A 14,854-nucleotide genomic window follows, 5' to 3' on the forward strand; every position below is an offset into this window, starting at 1 on the left:
GCGGCGACGAAAACGGAGGCTGGAAACCGGCGTATGAGCTTGTCGGTACCGATCAAAGCCTGAAGGGTAGCGAAAACCATCGCCTAGGGGAATGGTAGTTCGCTTGTACAAGCATCTTGGCGCCAGTACCATTACCGCTCTCTTTTTCCGGCAGGAGCGGTTTCATGATTGCGGGCAGTATGGTGGCACTGGTCACACCCATGGATGCACAAGGGCATCTTGACTGGGCCAGCCTCAGCAAACTCGTGGACTTCCACCTTGAGAACGGCACCCATGCCATTGTCGCCGTCGGTACCACCGGCGAGTCGGCAACCCTCGACGTCAATGAGCACATCGAAGTCATCCGTGCCGTGGTCAAGCAGGTCAACGGTCGCATTCCCGTCATCGCCGGCACCGGCGCCAACTCGACTCGCGAAGCCGTCGAGCTGACCCGCAACGCCAAGGAAGCCGGTGCCGACGCCTGCCTGCTGGTCGTTCCGTACTACAACAAGCCGACCCAGGAAGGCTTGTACCAACACTTCAAGCACATTGCCGAAGCCGTCGACATCCCGCAGATCCTCTATAACGTTCCCGGCCGCACCTCCTGCGACATGCAGGCCGAAACCGTGATCCGCCTGTCCACCGTGCCGAACATCATCGGCATCAAGGAAGCCACCGGCGACATGAAGCGCGCCAAGGCCATCCTCGATGGCGTGAGCAAGGACTTCATCGTGCTGTCCGGCGATGATCCGACCGCAGTCGAGCTGATCCTGCTGGGTGGCAAAGGCAACATCTCCGTCACTGCCAACGTTGCCCCGCGCGAAATGGCCGACCTGTGCGAGGCCGCGCTCAAGGGCGACGCCGAGACTGCACGGGCAATCAACGAAAAACTGATGCCATTGCACAAGGACCTGTTCATCGAGGCCAACCCGATTCCGGTGAAGTGGGCCTTGGTTGAAATGGGCCTGATGCACGAAGGCATCCGCCTGCCACTGACCTGGCTGAGCACCCCCTGTCACGAACCGCTGCGGCAGGCCATGCGCCAGTCCGGCGTCCTGGTTTAATTGAGGAAGTACAACGCATGAAGCGAATGGCCGGACTTTCCGCACTTGCCTTGATTATCTCCAGCACCAGCGGCTGCGGATGGATCTGGGGGCCGGAAGGTTACTTCCGCGACCGTGGTAGCGATTACCTGCAGGCGCAACAGACTGCACCGATGCAACTGCCGCAAGACGTCAGCGTTGCCAAGCGCCTGGATCCGCTGCTGCCGATCCCGCGCAACGTAGCCGACGACAGCGTCAAGGGCGAATACATCGTCCCACGTCCACAGCCGCTGTCGGCCGTGGCCGATGCCAGCGACTACACCCTGCAGAAAAGTGGCGACTCCAGCTGGGTCATGGGCCAGCATCCACCGGCTGAAGTCTGGCCTGTGGCGATCCAGTTCTTCCAGGACAACGGTTTCCGCCTGGACGAACAGCGCCCGCAAACTGGCGAATTCACCACCACCTGGCAGCGCTCCGATGAATTGTCCGCCGCCATGGCCAAGCGCATGAGCGCCGCCGGTGTCGCGGCCGACAGCGAAACCCGCGTGCGGGTGCGTATCGAGCCAGGCGTGCAGCGCAACACCAGTGAGGTCTATGTGGTCAGCGCCGAGCGACCTGCCGGCAGCACCGCCGATGTGGCCTTCACCAACCGTTCGGTCAATACCGGCCTCGACGCTGCGCTGGTGGACGACATGCTTGCCAGCATGAGCCGTACCGCAGAGCAGGGTGGTTCGGTCTCGATGCTGGCGTCCAAGGAGTTCGATGCGCCGAGCCGCGTCAGCCTGAGCGAAGACGGCAGCGGTAACCCGGTGCTCAACGTCGGCTCCGACCTGGACCGTGCCTGGTCGAGCGTTGGCCGTGCGCTGGAGCAGGGCGAGTGGCGCGTCGAAGACATCAACCGCAGCCTGGGCCTGTACTACATCAACCTCGCTGAAAAGGCCGAGAGGAAGGACGAGAAGCCAGGCTTCTTCAGTGGCCTGTTCGGCAGCAAGCCGGACAAGGAAGAAATCGAAGCCCGCGCCGAGCGTTATCAGGTTCGCCTGAGCAAGGTCGGCGACAACGTCCAGGTCACCGTCGAGAAGAACATCAACACCGTGGCGCCGGCCGATGTGGCCCGCAAGGTGTTGGGCTTGATTCAGGACAACCTGGGCTGATCCGATGCGTTTTGCCGTTCTCGGCAGCGGTAGCCAAGGGAACGGCACGCTGGTAGCCAGCGCCGGCACGTATGTGTTGGTCGATTGTGGTTTCTCCCTGCGGGAAACCGAGAAGCGCCTGTTGCGCCTGGGTGTGCATCCGGCGCAACTGAGCGCGATACTTGTGACCCACGAACATGCCGACCACGTGCATGGCGTGGGTTTGCTGTCTCGGCGCTACAATCTGCCGGTGTACCTGAGCCGTGGCACACTGGAAGGCCTGCGCAAGCCCATCGAACCGGCCGGCTTCGTGGCCGGTGGCGAGCAACTGCGCATCGGTTGCCTGGATATCAGCGTGGTCAGCGTGGCGCACGATGCCCGGGAACCGACACAATATGTGTTCAGTGACGGCGAGCGGCGTTTTGGGCTGCTGACCGACCTGGGGTCGTATTGCAACAGGGTGATGGACAGTTACCGGGACCTCGATGCGTTGATGATCGAGTCCAACCACTGCCGCGACATGTTGGCGCGTGGTTACTACCCGTACTTCCTCAAGCAGCGGGTAGGCGGGGAACACGGACATTTGAACAACCACCAGGCAGCGTTCCTGGTGGCCGAGTTGGGCTGGCAAGGCCTGCAACACCTGGTCCTGGCCCATCTGAGCAGCAAGAACAACCTGCCGCAGCTGGCCCGGCAATGTTTTGTCGACACCCTCGGGTGCGACCCGGACTGGCTGCAACTGGCCGATCAAGATTCAGGGCTCGACTGGCGACATATCGCCTAGCCCACTACTTAGCAAGCGGAGCCCATCATGGAAAAACGTGAAGAACTCTACCGCGGCAAAGCCAAGTCGGTTTACAAGACCGACGACGCTGACCGCTTGATCCTGCTGTTTCGCAACGACACCTCGGCGTTCGACGGCAAGCGCATCGAACAGCTGGACCGCAAGGGCATGGTGAACAACAAGTTCAACGCCTTCATCATGCAGAAGCTCGAAGCCGCCGGCGTGCCGACCCAGTTCGACAAGCTGCTGGGCGACAACGAATGCCTGGTCAAGAAGCTGGACATGATCCCGGTTGAATGCGTCGTGCGTAACTACGCCGCCGGCAGCCTGGTCAAGCGCCTGGGCGTGGAAGAGGGTATGAAGCTCAACCCTTACACCTTCGAGCTGTTCCTGAAAGACGACGCCAAGGGCGACCCGTTCATCAACGAATCCCACGTCGTGGCATTCGGTTGGGGCACCGCCGAGCAACTGGTCCGCATGAAGGAATTGTCCCTCAAGGTCAACGAAGTACTGACCAAGCTGTTCGACGACGCCGGCCTGCTGCTGGTGGACTTCAAGCTTGAATTCGGCGTGTTCAGCGACGGCTCCATCGTCCTGGGCGACGAGTTCAGCCCGGACGGCTGCCGCCTCTGGGACAAGGACACCAAGAAGAAGATGGACAAGGACCGCTTCCGCCAGGGCCTCGGTGACGTCATCGAAGCCTACGAAGAAGTCGCCCAGCGCCTGGGTGTGCCGCTGTAATCGACGCAAGCATCTGATAGCACGGAAAAAATTTCGCTCGGGGGTTCGCTTCCGGCGAATGTGCTGGTATGATGCGCGCCACTGGAGAGATGCCGGAGTGGCCGAACGGGACGGATTCGAAATCCGTTGTACTGGCGACAGTACCTAGGGTTCAAATCCCTATCTCTCCGCCATTATTGTGTATGACTAAGCCCCTGAAATGGTTGAACATTTCAGGGGCTTTTTCGTTTTCGTCATCTGTCAGTCTGGCGTAAATCCTGTGGGAGCAAAGCTTGCTCGCGATTGAGGTAAACCAGCTGACAACGATATTGGCGACTCTACCGCTATCGCGAGCAAGCTTTGCTCCCACAGACTTTATCTCTAGCTGACAAGTATTATCCCTAGGCAGGTTCCGTATCCAAGCGTCGGGCGATGACATCGAGCATGTCGCAGCCATCCCTCAAGGGAATGCAGCATAGTTGTGCAAAGTCCTGGAGGACCACTGAGTCACTCGGAATGTCCCCTCGCATGGCGAGGTTCTCTAAAGCTGGGTGACCGCGCGAATTCTATAACCCGCCGTGTCGAGCAGGATGTGCAAAGGCGCAGAGGTATCGACGAAGAGGGGTTGATCGTCGGCATTGCTGGTAAGAGCCATGTATCTATTCATTTCAAACTCCGCTTGATTGAGGGCTTTCTTACCATTTGTCATTGAGTCGCCAAACCCAAGTCGCTCTTACGAACGACGCTTGGACTATAGGGCCTCGCTGGAGAAATCATCAATCAGATGATGAGTCAGAAAATTCTCTAAATTATGTGGGCGGGAAATGTCAGAAAATTCCCCGCAGCTATTGCCTCCCCCCGCCTTTTTTATCCCGCCCAACCCACTCCGCGACCTGCATAACCCCGGTGCCTGCCAGGCCCAAAGCTTTGTAACAATTAGACTAATGGTCTATAGCTCAAGGCATGGCTGCCGATAGGTAAGTTAATTCCCATGAAAGGAGTGACACCCCATGCTGCGGTTTTTTGCCGATCTGGGCTTTCGCTGGAAAATCACCCTTCCGATCGCATTCCTGGCTGTGTTGCTGGTGCTGATGGGGTGGGCGGGCATGCGCGGTATTGGTCAGGTGACTGAATCCAGTACGCAATTGACCAAACGTTATCTGCCGGCGATCAGCCTGCTGCTCAACGCTGATCGTGATCTTTATCAGGCTTTCGTTGCCGAACGTAGCCTGCTGGATGGTCATGCCAATGAGCATCTACAAGCGCTGAGCGCCAGTCATAGCGAGAATGCGAAGCAGGCTTATGACCGCGTGCAGAAATATGCTGCGATGCAACCTGGTGCCGAAGCGCAGGCGTTGGTCAGTCAGTTCAATGACAGTTTTGGGAAATGGATGCAGGTCTCCCGGCGCGTCCTCGAGCAGTCGGTAGGCGATCCGCAGGGTGCCAGCGCCCTGAGTTTTGGTGACAGTGAGCGCCTGTTCGAAACCATGCGCGACTCCATCGACAAGCTCGGTGAGCTGGAAGATGCGGCGTCCCATCGTGAAGGTGACGCAGCGATTGAAAACGGTGAGACGGTCGGCGTGCATCAAGGCGTGATTCTGCTGGTCGGCCTGCTTGGTTGCATCCTGGTGCTTGTCGTTCTGCCACTTGTGGTGCTGAGCCCTATGCGTCGACTGCTGCACCGCGTCGAGCAGATTGCCGAGGGTGGTGGTGATCTGAAAGGGCGTTTGGAGGTACGTTCGGCCGATGAGTTGGGCCAGCTCGGCAGTGCTTTCAACCGTTTTCTCGACAAGTTGCAGCCCCTGATCGCCGAAGTTGGACGGGTGACTGGGGAGGTCGATTCCGCAGCGCGTGCCATGGCCGATATGGCTGCGACGAATGACCGATTGATCAGCAGCGAACATGCGGCGCTCGATCAGGTCAGTACCGCCGCCACCCAGATGAGCGCAGCGGTGCATGAAGTGGCGCATAACGCGGCGAACGCCTCGGGTGCCGCGCAACAGGCGAGCAGTCAGTCTCGCGACGGCGCCGAGGTGGTCAGCAGCACCATCGAGTCGATCCGCCAGTTGGCCCAGGAAGTGGAGAGCGCTTCGGGCACGATCGAGGCATTGGCCCAGGAAACTTCCAGTATTGGCGCCGTGCTCGAGGTGATCCGTGGCATTGCCGAACAGACCAACCTGTTGGCGCTGAACGCTGCCATCGAAGCCGCTCGGGCCGGTGAGCAGGGCCGTGGTTTTGCCGTGGTGGCCGATGAAGTGAGGGCGCTCGCGGCCCGTACCCAGGACTCGACCAAGGATATCCAGGTTCGCATCGAGCGGTTGCAGAGCGGTGTCGCCAAGGCTGTACAAGCCATGCATGTGGGCAGCAGCAAGGCCCGGGACAGTGTCGAACGAGCTGCGGGCGTCGATCAGGTGCTCAGCGGTACCGGCGGTTCGATCCAGCGGATCAACGACATGGCCGCGCAAATCGCCAGTGCATGTGAGGAACAGAGCAGCGTCACTGAGGAAATAGCCCGCAATATTTCTGATATCCGTGATCTGTCCAACGAGGCGGCATCCAATTCTGCCCAGAGCATGCAGGCCAGCCAACAGCTTTCCAGCCTGTCGAGAAACCTGGCAGAACTGACCGGCCGCTTCCGCACCTGAGACAGGTGGTGTCGTGTCTACTGACGACCATTTGCGAGCCCTGCATCAGGACGGTTTCGTCCTGATGCCCGGTGTGTTGGATGCCCGGCAGATCGCCGACCTGCGCCACGCCATCGACCAGTTGAAGCCCCAGCATTGGGACTACAGCGGCGTCATCGATCATTACAAATGCGTGTTCAATCGCGATCCGTTCTGGCTGCCGTTCCTGGATGTGGCCGGGGTGATCGAGCTGGCCGAGGCGGCCCTGGGCGATGATTGCCATGTCATCGGCCAAACGGCCTGGCGCTGCCATCCCGGTTTTACCGGGGCGCCGTTGCATCTGGATTATCTGGCGATGCAATTGCCGCCAGGGCTGTTGGCCGACCCTGCCTTTGAACTGCCGATGCAGGTTTTTACCGCGCAGTTTTACCTGGATGACATCGACGCCGACTTGAGCCCGACCCAGGTCATTGCGGGCAGCCACAAAGCCGGCCGGGCACCAGTGAAGGGCGAAACGCAGTGGCAAGGGCGCTCCGCGCAGCCAGTGCTGTGCCGGGCGGGTGATGTGCAGATTCTGCGCAGCGAGCTATGGCACGCCGGCAGTGACAACCGGACCGCCGACCGCACGCGCTACATGCTCCAGGTGCACTACGGTCGGCGGATGGTCGCGCAGAAGTTTTCACCCTATCTGCACTGGCAGTTCAACCCTGAGGTGCTGGCCGCTGCCACACCTCGCCAGCGGCGGTTGTTGGGCGACCATCAGGAAGCGGAATACGATTGAGCCTGGCTCAGTCAGATCCACACATCGTTGACCGCCGTTCGCTCATTGGTTTCTTCGCCGGTATTGATGACGCCGCGAGGCTCGATCAACAGCAGTTTCACTTCCTGTGCTGCGCTGGGCTTGTGCTCCACACCTTTTTTAACCACGTACATCTCGCCTGGGCCAAGGGTCACCGCGCCATCGCGAAAGTCGATGCGCAGCTCGCCCTCCAGCACGATGAAGGTTTCATCGGTGTCGGCGTGGGTGTGCCAGACGAAGTCGCCTTCGAGCCGGGCGAGCTTGAATTGGTAGTCGTTCATCTCGGCCACGACTTTCGGTGTCCACTGTTCCTGGAACAGGCTGTATTTCTGGGCGAAGTTGATGGGGGTGTAACGGGTCATCGAGGCATGCTCCTTGGTCGCTGATGCGTCCTACTTTATTGTTCGTGCCAGCGTGCGTATTGGATGATCGTGCAGCTTTTTTGCAGTTGCCTTAGCGCAGCATTTTCAGCCAGCGTGCCGGTGAGATGCCAAAGGCCTGGGTATGCAGCCGGGTCATGTGGCTCTGATCGAAAAAACCGCAGGTCAGGGCCACTTCGCTCAGCGGCGTGCCGTTGAATGCCAGGCGCCGGGCTTCATTCAAGCGCCTTTGGGTGATGTAGCGATAGGGGCTGGTGCCGTACAGCGTCCGGAAATCCCGGGACAGACTCCAGCGGTCCCTGCCGCTTGCGTGCACCAGGTCGTCCAGGGTGATCACCTGGTCGAGGGCATCGTGAATGAACAGGCGGGCACGTTCCGCCGCCGGGTAGTCGATCAGCCGCCGTCCACGTCGGCTGCCCGCCGCGATGTCGAGTGCCTGGGCCACATCGTAGATGGCGTCCTCTTCCTCCAGCGGATCGAGGGGATGATCCAGGCCGTTCAGGAGCCGACGGGTGGCGATGTTGAGGCGAGGGTCGTTGGACAATCCTCCTTCGATGAAGGGCAATGGCTTGCCCCCCAGCACTTGCTGGATCACCGATGGTTCTATGTAGAACATCCGGTAGCGAAAACCCTCGCTCGTCCCGGCTTCGCCATCGTGCACCTCGTCCGGGTGCAGGACGATGGTGCCGCCGGGCTGGCTATGACGCTTGCTGTGGCGATAGTTGAAGCTCTGCACGCCGGAAAGTGTGATCCCGATGGCGTAGGTGTCATGGCGATGGGTGGTGTAGCCATGCCCGCTGAAATAGGCCTCGATGCGTTCCATTTTCCTCGATTCGGGCGCCCGCACCAGCCAGTCGTGGTTGTGGATTGTTCGAGTCATTGCACCGGGCTCCTGCTGTTGTGCGTATACCCTACCTGCCTGATGACATTCGTCACAGGTGGCAATGCAGTTCTCTCAAGAAAAACGATGAACCTGTGGCGAGGGAGCTTGCTCCCGCTTGAGTGCGAAGCGCTCACAAAAAGGGCTGCTTCGCAGCCCAGCGGGAGCAAGCTCCCTCGCCACAATGATTCAAACAAGCCAGAGAGATTGAGCCCAGGCCAATCTCACACAGCGCTGTTCATATCTCCTTCACAGGCGTTTCGCCCTGGACATTCTTGATCAGCCCGATGACATGAAGGCAGTCACTCTTGTTCACATAGGATTCGCCACTGGCGATCGTTTCGTGGTTGCCGGCTCTCAAGCGCCAGCGCCATTGGCCTTTTCCTGTGCTCGGGGTGCCTCGGGTCTGTCGATAAATTTCAAAATACATCGGTTCGCTCCCTGCGATTCATTCAGTCAAGACATGCGTTGAACATGTGGCTGCAAGCCTAGCCAAGTGGGTGGCTTTGGCTATGGGAAAATCGTATCCATTGGTTATCAAATATTGCTGGGCATGAGCCAGGATCGGGTATTCGACTATCTGCAGAAAAAAAGTCATGTTGCGAACATGCGGTCGGCTGAAGTTCAGGTCTGATCCTTGCGTTGCCCTGCTCGGTCCTGCTTAATACGTTTCGACGCCTAGGGCGGGAAGCCCGATGGAACTGAAAACACTATAAGAAAAAGAGCCATCAAGTGACTGAATATCCAGGAGCGGATCTGCAAGGTCGTCTAGCGCTTTCGCTTGTCATTCCGGTCTACAACGAAGTCCAGTCCATCGATGTGTTCATGGCCAGGATCGATCAGGTCTTTGCCCATGAAGCGTTGGTGAGCCTGGAGCTGGTGTTCGTCAACGACGGCAGTGTGGACGCCACATTGGTGCTGCTACTGGAACGGCAGAAGACCGACCCGCGCATTCGGATCGTCGACCTGAGCCGTAACTTCGGCAAGGAGGCGGCGTTGAGTGCCGGCCTGCAAGCCGCCCGTGGCCAGGCGGTGGTGCCGATCGATGTCGATCTGCAAGACCCTCCCGAAGTGATCCTGGAAATGATTGCCCATTGGCGCAACGGTGCCGAAGTGGTGCTGGGCCATCGGATCAACCGCGACTCCGACTCCTGGGCCAAGCAGGTTTCCGCCAACGGCTTCTACCGGCTGCACAATAAAATCGCCGACCACAAGCTGCCGGAGAATGTCGGCGATTTTCGCTTGATGGATCGCTGCGTGGTTGATGCTCTGCAAACCCTGCCTGAATCGCGCCGCTTCATGAAAGGGCTGTTTGCCTGGGTAGGATTCCGCACCACCTACGTGGACTACGTCAGGCCTGAACGGGCGGCTGGTGAAAGCAAGTTCAATGGCTGGCGCCTGTGGAATTTTGCCCTTGAAGGCATCACCAGCTTCAGCACCGAACCGCTGCGTATCTGGACGTACCTGGGGCTTGGCGTCTCGCTGGTGTCCTTTGCGTTCGCCATCTTCATCGTGCTGCGAACGCTGATTTCCGGGGTGGACCTGCCGGGTTATGCCTCGCTGATGGTGGCGGTCACGTTCCTGGGCGGGTTGCAACTGATCGGCATCGGCGTGCTGGGTGAATACCTGGGCCGCACCTATATCGAATCCAAGCGTCGACCGGTTTTCCTGGTGCGGCGCGTCTATGACGCCAAGGATTGACCATGGACCTCAAGGAAACCGACATCCTCGGTCCCGATATCGAGCAGCATTGGTACTACCGGTCGAAAGCGCGGGCCATGCTGCACATGCTCAAGGGCACCTCGGCCGGTACGCTGCTGGATGTGGGCGCCGGGTCAGGCTTTTTTTCCCATCACCTGCTGACCCATACCGCAACGGCCCAGGCCTGGTGCGTGGACATCAGTTACCCGGTCGACTCCGACGCCAGCACCGCCGGTAAACCGGTTCGCTACCGACGCGCCATCGACACGCTGGACGCCGACCTGGTGTTGCTGATGGATGTGTTGGAGCATGTGGATGATGACGTGGGCCTGCTCCAGGCCTACGTCGATAAAGTGCCGTCCGGCAGCCGCTTCCTGATCACCGTGCCGGCGTTCCAGTTTCTCTGGAGCGGGCATGACGATTTTCTCGAGCACAAGCGCCGCTATACCATCAAGCAGCTGGAAACCGTCGTGGCGCAGGCCGGTCTGCAGGTCCAGCAAGGTGCGTATTACTTCGGCCTGGTATTTCCCATTGCCGCCGGCCTGCGCTTGTTGCAGCGCAAGGTGTCCGGAGCCCCGGCCAAGTCGCAGCTTGCGCGGCATCATCCGTTGGTCAATGGCGTGCTGAGGTCTCTGTGCAGCCTGGAGCGTCCGTTCATGGGCGCCAATCGCATTGCTGGCCTGACGGTGTTCTGCCTGGCGCAGAAGCCGTGACCTGGACGCACTCGCCGTTGCTGCGACGTGCCTTGCGCTTTGCCATGACGGGGCTGGTTGTCACCGCAGTCCATGTGGTGGCTGCCGTGCTTTTCGTGCACCTGATCCTGGCAAACCCGCCACTGGCCAATGGTTTCGCCTTTGTCGTGGCGACTGTGGTGTCGTACCTGATCAACACCCTCTGGAGCTTTTCCAGCCGCCTGCATGGCCGCACCCTCGGCCGTTTCGTGGTGGTATCGATCGGTGGATTCTGGCTGGCGATGCTGGTGGCCTGGGTGGCGCAGCGCGTCGGCCTGGATTACCTGGCGGGCATCGCGGCCGTGGCGCTGGTTATCCCGGTGTTCACCTTCATCCTGCATAATTTCTGGACGTATCGATGACCGTTCGTGGTGAGCGTTACCCGGTTTCCTTGTTGCCCATACTGTTGGGCGCGCTGGCGTTTGTGCTGGTGATCGGCCCTCGGGTGCTGGACCCGACGAACATCGCCTGGCTGGGGGAGGGCGATGCGGCGACCCATTATATGGGCTGGGCGTTTTTCCGCAGTTCACCCTGGACCTTTCCGTTGGGCATGAACCCTTCCTATGGTCTGGAGTTGGGCAACGGCATCATTTTTTCCGATTCCAACCCGCTGCTGGCGTTCCTGTTCAAGCCCTTCAACGCCTGGCTTCCCGAGACGTTCCAGTATTTTGGCCTGTGGTTGCTGGCCTGTTTCATCCTGCAAGCCTGGTTCGCCTGGAAATTGGTTGGCCTGCTGACGCCGTCGCTGTGGATCAGGCTGTTGGGCGCCGGGTTGTTTGTGTTTTCGCCGCCGATGTTCCTGCGCATGGGCGGGCATCTGTCGCTGTCCGGGCATTTCCTGATCCTGGCGGCCCTGTACCTGGCGCTGCGGCCGGGCTTGCAGGCGCGGCGGCTGGCCTGGGGCGTGCTGCTAGCCGCGACGGCGTTGGTGCATGCGTACCTGTTGGCCATGGTGGCGTTGATCTGGCTGGCCGACCTTGCCAGCCAGGCCATCAAGGGCCGGTTGTCCCGACGCGATGCCTTGATCGAGCTGGGTGGCTTGTTTCTGCTGGTCGCGTTCTGTTGCTGGCAGGCCGGTTATTTCAGCGTGGGCGGTGGAACCGTGGCGGGCGGTTATGGCTTGTATCGCCTGAACGTAATGTCGCTGGTCAACCCCAGCGGCTGGTCACACACCTTGCGCGATATGCCCCAGGGCCCCGGGGATTACGAAGGTTTCAATTACCTGGGATTGGGTGTCCTCTTGCTGGCGATCTGCGCCGGCATGGCATTGCTGCAAGGTAACACCGGGTTGGTGAATGCCGTGCGCCACAGGCGACTGTTGCTGCTGGCATTGATCGGGCTGACGCTGTTTTCGCTGACCAACAACCTCGGCATAGGCATGCTGAATATGCATTACTGGCTGCCCAAACCCCTTGAGCTTCTGGCAAACGTCTTTCGCGCTGCCGGCCGGATGTTCTGGCCGGTGTTCTACGCCATCGTATTTACCGTCATTTTCCTGGTGATCCGCGGCAACAAGCCACGGGCAGCGGCGTGTCTGCTGGCCATCGCCCTGCTGGTGCAAGTCCTGGATACCCGCGCTGGATGGGCCGGCCTGCGTCAGAGCCGGATGATGCAGGCGGCTTCGAGTTGGCCTACGTCCATGAATGATCCGTTCTGGGCCAGTGCGGCTGGCCATTATTCGAAAGTCCGGACGCTGTTGCCGCAGAACCAGCCGGACAACTGGTTGCTGACCAGTCAATACGCCCTGACGCACGGCCTGGAAACCGATGGTGTATACCTGGGACGCATGGGGACTCGGGAAATCGAGCAAGCCCAGCAAAACGCCGCGCAGATGCTTGCCAGCGGCGTCTATGCAGCGGATTCGCTGTACATCCTCGACGCTCGCGCCGCGCTCCAGGCGGCGAAGACCGTCAATCGCCAGACCGACCTGTTGACCCGTATCGACGGCCTCGTGGTGCTGGCGCCGGGCTGGAAGTCTTGCACCCAATGCCCACCGTTTGCCGACGAGACACTGGACATGCAGGTCAAGCTCGGTGAGCGCCAGGTGTTCAGTCGAATCAACGCGATGTTGGCCAGTGGCTGGGGGCGCGTCGAGGATTGGGGTACCTGGTCGGAAGGGGGCGAGGCTGAGATTGTCTTGCGCATACCACCAGAGGCGCGTGCCATCTCGATCGAAGCAGCGGCATTCGTGCAGCCCACGCACGCGCGCCAGCGAGTGGACGTCTCGATCAACGGTGTGGTGGCGTTGTCGACGCAGTTCACGCGCTTGCAGGACAACACCCTTGAACTGCCCCTGACACCGGCCATTCGTGAGGCGATTGGCGCGAATGGGCAGGTGCGGGTGCATGTTCAGTTGCCTGATGCCATCAGTCCCAAGGCGCTGGGGTTGGGCAGCGACGAGCGAGTCATGGCGCTGGGCTTGAAATCATTGACCGTGAAGTAGGCTTTTCACTGTGGCGAGGGAGCTTGCTCCCGCTGGGCCGGTCCGACGCCTCGGGCGAAGCGGCCCCTAGATTTTTGCGGTTGCTGCGCAACCGAACGGGAGCAAGCTCCCTCGCCACAAAAGCAGTGTGCCTCTTCCAATTTATTTGACGGTACTGCACAGGCGCCCGGACTTTTTGCGCATAGACGCACAACCCCAGGCGTTTCTACACTGCAGCCAATCAAGGGATCGAGGGCAGTGGATGAACCGCAACGAATTGCGCAAGGCCGACATCAACCTGATGGTGGTTTTCGAAACGCTGATGCTTGAGCGTAACGTGACACGGGTGGCGGAAAAACTGTTCCTGGGCCAGCCGACCATCAGCTCGGCCCTCAATCGGTTGCGCAAGATGTTCAACGACCCGTTGTTCATTCGCGTCGGCCACCGCATGGAGCCGACGGCCCGGGCCGAGGAAATCATCCGGCACCTATCACCGGCGCTCGACTCGCTGTCGGTGGCCTTGAGCCTGACCCACGATTTCGATCCCACCAGCAGCACCATGACGTTTCGCATCGGCCTGTCGGACGACGTCGAGTTCGGCCTGCTGCCGCCCCTGTTGAGCAGCCTGCGGCAAGAGGCGCCGAAAATCGTGTTCGTGGTCCAGCACGTCGATTACTGGCGCATCCCCGATTTGCTGGCATCGGGCGACATCACCGTGGGCATCAGCCAGACGCGCGGGCTGCCGGCCAATGCCAAGCGCAAATTGTTGCGACACATCCAGCCCCGCGTGTTGCGCGCCGATGCGTCGGACACACCACTGACCCTGGACGAGTACTGTGCCCGGCCTCATGTGCTGGTGTCCCATACCGCGAACGTCGCCGGGTTTGCCGATGAATGGCTGGCCGAGATCGGACGCACGCGCCAGGTCGTGCTGTCGGTGCCGCAATACAGCGCATTGCCGGCGTTGTTGGCCGGCACTGACCTGATCGCCAGCCTGCCGGACTATACCGCCGTCGCCATGGCCGCCTCGGGCCAACTGTTCAACGAACCGTTTCCTTTCAGGACCCCGACCCTGGATTTGTCCATGGTCTGGCTGAGCCATGTCGACAGTGACCCGGCCGAACGCTGGTTGCGCTCGCGGCTGGAGGCGTTCATGGGCGAGCGCGTTGTCTCGGCGCAACCTTGAGCCCGTGAAACGACGAAACAAAACCTGCCCCAAAGAATAAAGTCGAGGTAAGGTTGTGGCGGCTGAAACCACCTCGTCATATTTTCGAATCGGAGTCGAACACATGCCTCACCTGCACATGGAGTACACCGCCAACCTGCCCGAGCTGAAGGCCGATGTCGCACTGTTGCGCCTGAACAATGCGCTGGTGGCCTCCGGTCAATTCGCCGCCGAGCTGGACATCAAGAGCCGGGCCGTGAAGCTCGAGACTTTCCGGGTGGGCACGGGGCTGGGCGAGCGAGGTTTCGTGCACGTGAAGCTGGCCTTGCTGAGCGGCCGCTCGCCGGAAATCAAGAAACAACTGGCCGATAGCCTGCTGGCGGTGATCCAGGAGCTGGGGCCATGGCCGGCCGACGTTAGCGTGCAACTGTGCGTGGAAATCCTCGACATCGACCGAGGGCCGTATGCCAAGGCCTTGATCGGTCAGTGACGA

At 60.2% G+C, this 14,854-nt stretch carries 15 protein-coding genes, 1 tRNA gene and 2 pseudogenes; 14 read left to right on the top strand and 4 right to left on the bottom strand.

Annotated features, from left to right (window positions below; genetic code table 11):
- Window positions 1–164 precede the first annotated feature (164 nt).
- The 5 genes from dapA to Q7F16_RS07855 all read left to right on the top strand — a co-directional run bounded on the left by dapA (window position 165) and on the right by Q7F16_RS07855 (window position 3,853).
- A complete protein-coding gene (gene dapA, locus Q7F16_RS07835) occupies window positions 165–1,043 on the top strand; it encodes a 4-hydroxy-tetrahydrodipicolinate synthase (RefSeq protein WP_046065123.1) in 879 nt (292 codons plus the stop codon).
- Window positions 1,044–1,060: 17 nt separating this feature from the next.
- On the top strand, window positions 1,061–2,176 hold the full coding sequence (gene bamC, locus Q7F16_RS07840) for an outer membrane protein assembly factor BamC (RefSeq protein ID WP_014337036.1): 1,116 nt from the start codon (window positions 1,061–1,063) through the stop codon (window positions 2,174–2,176).
- Window positions 2,177–2,180: 4 nt separating this feature from the next.
- Window positions 2,181–2,939, top strand: coding sequence for an MBL fold metallo-hydrolase (locus Q7F16_RS07845; protein WP_046065122.1), 759 nt, complete (start codon window positions 2,181–2,183; stop codon window positions 2,937–2,939).
- 27 nt (window positions 2,940–2,966) lie between these two features.
- Complete coding sequence (gene purC, locus Q7F16_RS07850) at window positions 2,967–3,680, top strand: phosphoribosylaminoimidazolesuccinocarboxamide synthase (RefSeq protein ID WP_018606833.1); 714 nt, start codon at window positions 2,967–2,969, stop codon at window positions 3,678–3,680.
- An 83-nt stretch (window positions 3,681–3,763) separates the two neighbouring features.
- A tRNA-Ser gene (locus Q7F16_RS07855) sits at window positions 3,764–3,853 on the top strand.
- 207 nt (window positions 3,854–4,060) lie between these two features.
- Here Q7F16_RS07855 and Q7F16_RS07860 read toward each other — a convergent pair.
- Window positions 4,061–4,326: pseudogene (locus tag Q7F16_RS07860) on the bottom strand (short-chain dehydrogenase).
- A gap of 343 nt (window positions 4,327–4,669) precedes the next feature.
- Between Q7F16_RS07860 and Q7F16_RS07865 the strand changes: the two are divergent.
- The 3 genes and pseudogenes from Q7F16_RS07865 to Q7F16_RS07875 form a co-directional block, all read left to right on the top strand.
- Window positions 4,670–5,446, top strand: a pseudogene (locus Q7F16_RS07865) (MCP four helix bundle domain-containing protein); the annotation flags it as partial.
- A 78-nt stretch (window positions 5,447–5,524) separates the two neighbouring features.
- Window positions 5,525–6,304, top strand: coding sequence for a methyl-accepting chemotaxis protein (locus Q7F16_RS07870; protein WP_373419643.1), 780 nt, complete (start codon window positions 5,525–5,527; stop codon window positions 6,302–6,304).
- A 13-nt stretch (window positions 6,305–6,317) separates the two neighbouring features.
- On the top strand, window positions 6,318–7,064 hold the full coding sequence (locus Q7F16_RS07875; protein ID WP_409556398.1) for a phytanoyl-CoA dioxygenase family protein: 747 nt from the start codon (window positions 6,318–6,320) through the stop codon (window positions 7,062–7,064).
- An 11-nt stretch (window positions 7,065–7,075) separates the two neighbouring features.
- On the opposite strand, the gene Q7F16_RS07880 is transcribed toward Q7F16_RS07875, so the two are convergent.
- From Q7F16_RS07880 to Q7F16_RS07890, 3 genes are all read right to left on the bottom strand, one after another.
- Window positions 7,076–7,444, bottom strand: coding sequence for a cupin domain-containing protein (locus Q7F16_RS07880; protein ID WP_046065119.1), 369 nt, complete (start codon window positions 7,442–7,444; stop codon window positions 7,076–7,078).
- Between the two features lie 91 nt (window positions 7,445–7,535).
- Entirely contained in the window at window positions 7,536–8,342 is an 807-nt protein-coding gene (locus Q7F16_RS07885; RefSeq protein WP_046065118.1) for an AraC family transcriptional regulator, read from the bottom strand.
- 238 nt (window positions 8,343–8,580) lie between these two features.
- Complete coding sequence (locus Q7F16_RS07890) at window positions 8,581–8,772, bottom strand: YegP family protein (RefSeq protein WP_014337049.1); 192 nt, start codon at window positions 8,770–8,772, stop codon at window positions 8,581–8,583.
- 302 nt (window positions 8,773–9,074) lie between these two features.
- On the opposite strand from Q7F16_RS07890, the gene Q7F16_RS07895 reads away from it, so the two are divergent.
- The 6 genes from Q7F16_RS07895 (at window position 9,075) to Q7F16_RS07920 (ending at window position 14,851) form a co-directional block, all read left to right on the top strand.
- On the top strand, window positions 9,075–10,043 hold the full coding sequence (locus tag Q7F16_RS07895; protein WP_046062910.1) for a glycosyltransferase family 2 protein: 969 nt from the start codon (window positions 9,075–9,077) through the stop codon (window positions 10,041–10,043).
- 2 nt (window positions 10,044–10,045) lie between these two features.
- Window positions 10,046–10,756: a class I SAM-dependent methyltransferase gene (locus Q7F16_RS07900; protein ID WP_409556399.1), complete on the top strand. Its 711-nt coding sequence runs from the start codon at window positions 10,046–10,048 to the stop codon at window positions 10,754–10,756.
- A 44-nt stretch (window positions 10,757–10,800) separates the two neighbouring features.
- Window positions 10,801–11,136 carry a GtrA family protein gene (locus Q7F16_RS07905; protein ID WP_409556540.1) on the top strand — a complete coding sequence of 112 codons (336 nt, stop codon included), beginning with the start codon at window positions 10,801–10,803 and terminating at the stop codon, window positions 11,134–11,136.
- A complete protein-coding gene (locus Q7F16_RS07910; RefSeq protein WP_409556400.1) occupies window positions 11,133–13,217 on the top strand; it encodes a DUF6311 domain-containing protein in 2,085 nt (694 codons plus the stop codon). Before Q7F16_RS07905 ends, Q7F16_RS07910 begins: the two co-directional genes overlap by 4 nt.
- Window positions 13,218–13,458: 241 nt before the next feature.
- Entirely contained in the window at window positions 13,459–14,382 is a 924-nt protein-coding gene (locus Q7F16_RS07915) for a LysR family transcriptional regulator (protein WP_409556401.1), read from the top strand.
- A 103-nt stretch (window positions 14,383–14,485) separates the two neighbouring features.
- Window positions 14,486–14,851, top strand: coding sequence for a 5-carboxymethyl-2-hydroxymuconate Delta-isomerase (locus tag Q7F16_RS07920; RefSeq protein ID WP_003198841.1), 366 nt, complete (start codon window positions 14,486–14,488; stop codon window positions 14,849–14,851).
- The last annotated feature ends 3 nt before the right edge of the window (window positions 14,852–14,854 follow it).

It is taken from the genome of Pseudomonas sp. Lb2C2 (genome assembly GCF_052112205.1).
GTDB lineage: Bacteria > Pseudomonadota > Gammaproteobacteria > Pseudomonadales > Pseudomonadaceae > Aquipseudomonas > Aquipseudomonas kilonensis.

Bases quoted from the DNA above. Each gene is read 5' to 3' on its own strand.
- dapA (WP_046065123.1), top strand. From the start codon at position 165: ATGATTGCGGGCAGTATGGTGGCACTGGTCACACCCATGGATGCACAA.
- bamC (WP_014337036.1), top strand. From the start codon at position 1,061: ATGAAGCGAATGGCCGGACTTTCCGCACTTGCCTTGATTATCTCCAGC.
- Q7F16_RS07845 (WP_046065122.1), top strand. From the start codon at position 2,181: ATGCGTTTTGCCGTTCTCGGCAGCGGTAGCCAAGGGAACGGCACGCTG.
- purC (WP_018606833.1), top strand. From the start codon at position 2,967: ATGGAAAAACGTGAAGAACTCTACCGCGGCAAAGCCAAGTCGGTTTAC.
- Q7F16_RS07870 (WP_373419643.1), top strand. From the start codon at position 5,525: ATGGCTGCGACGAATGACCGATTGATCAGCAGCGAACATGCGGCGCTC.
- Q7F16_RS07880 (WP_046065119.1), bottom strand. From the start codon at position 7,444: ATGACCCGTTACACCCCCATCAACTTCGCCCAGAAATACAGCCTGTTC.
- Q7F16_RS07885 (WP_046065118.1), bottom strand. From the start codon at position 8,342: ATGACTCGAACAATCCACAACCACGACTGGCTGGTGCGGGCGCCCGAA.
- Q7F16_RS07890 (WP_014337049.1), bottom strand. From the start codon at position 8,772: ATGTATTTTGAAATTTATCGACAGACCCGAGGCACCCCGAGCACAGGA.
- Q7F16_RS07900 (WP_409556399.1), top strand. From the start codon at position 10,046: ATGGACCTCAAGGAAACCGACATCCTCGGTCCCGATATCGAGCAGCAT.
- Q7F16_RS07905 (WP_409556540.1), top strand. From the start codon at position 10,801: ATGACGGGGCTGGTTGTCACCGCAGTCCATGTGGTGGCTGCCGTGCTT.
- Q7F16_RS07910 (WP_409556400.1), top strand. From the start codon at position 11,133: ATGACCGTTCGTGGTGAGCGTTACCCGGTTTCCTTGTTGCCCATACTG.
- Q7F16_RS07915 (WP_409556401.1), top strand. From the start codon at position 13,459: ATGAACCGCAACGAATTGCGCAAGGCCGACATCAACCTGATGGTGGTT.
- Q7F16_RS07920 (WP_003198841.1), top strand. From the start codon at position 14,486: ATGCCTCACCTGCACATGGAGTACACCGCCAACCTGCCCGAGCTGAAG.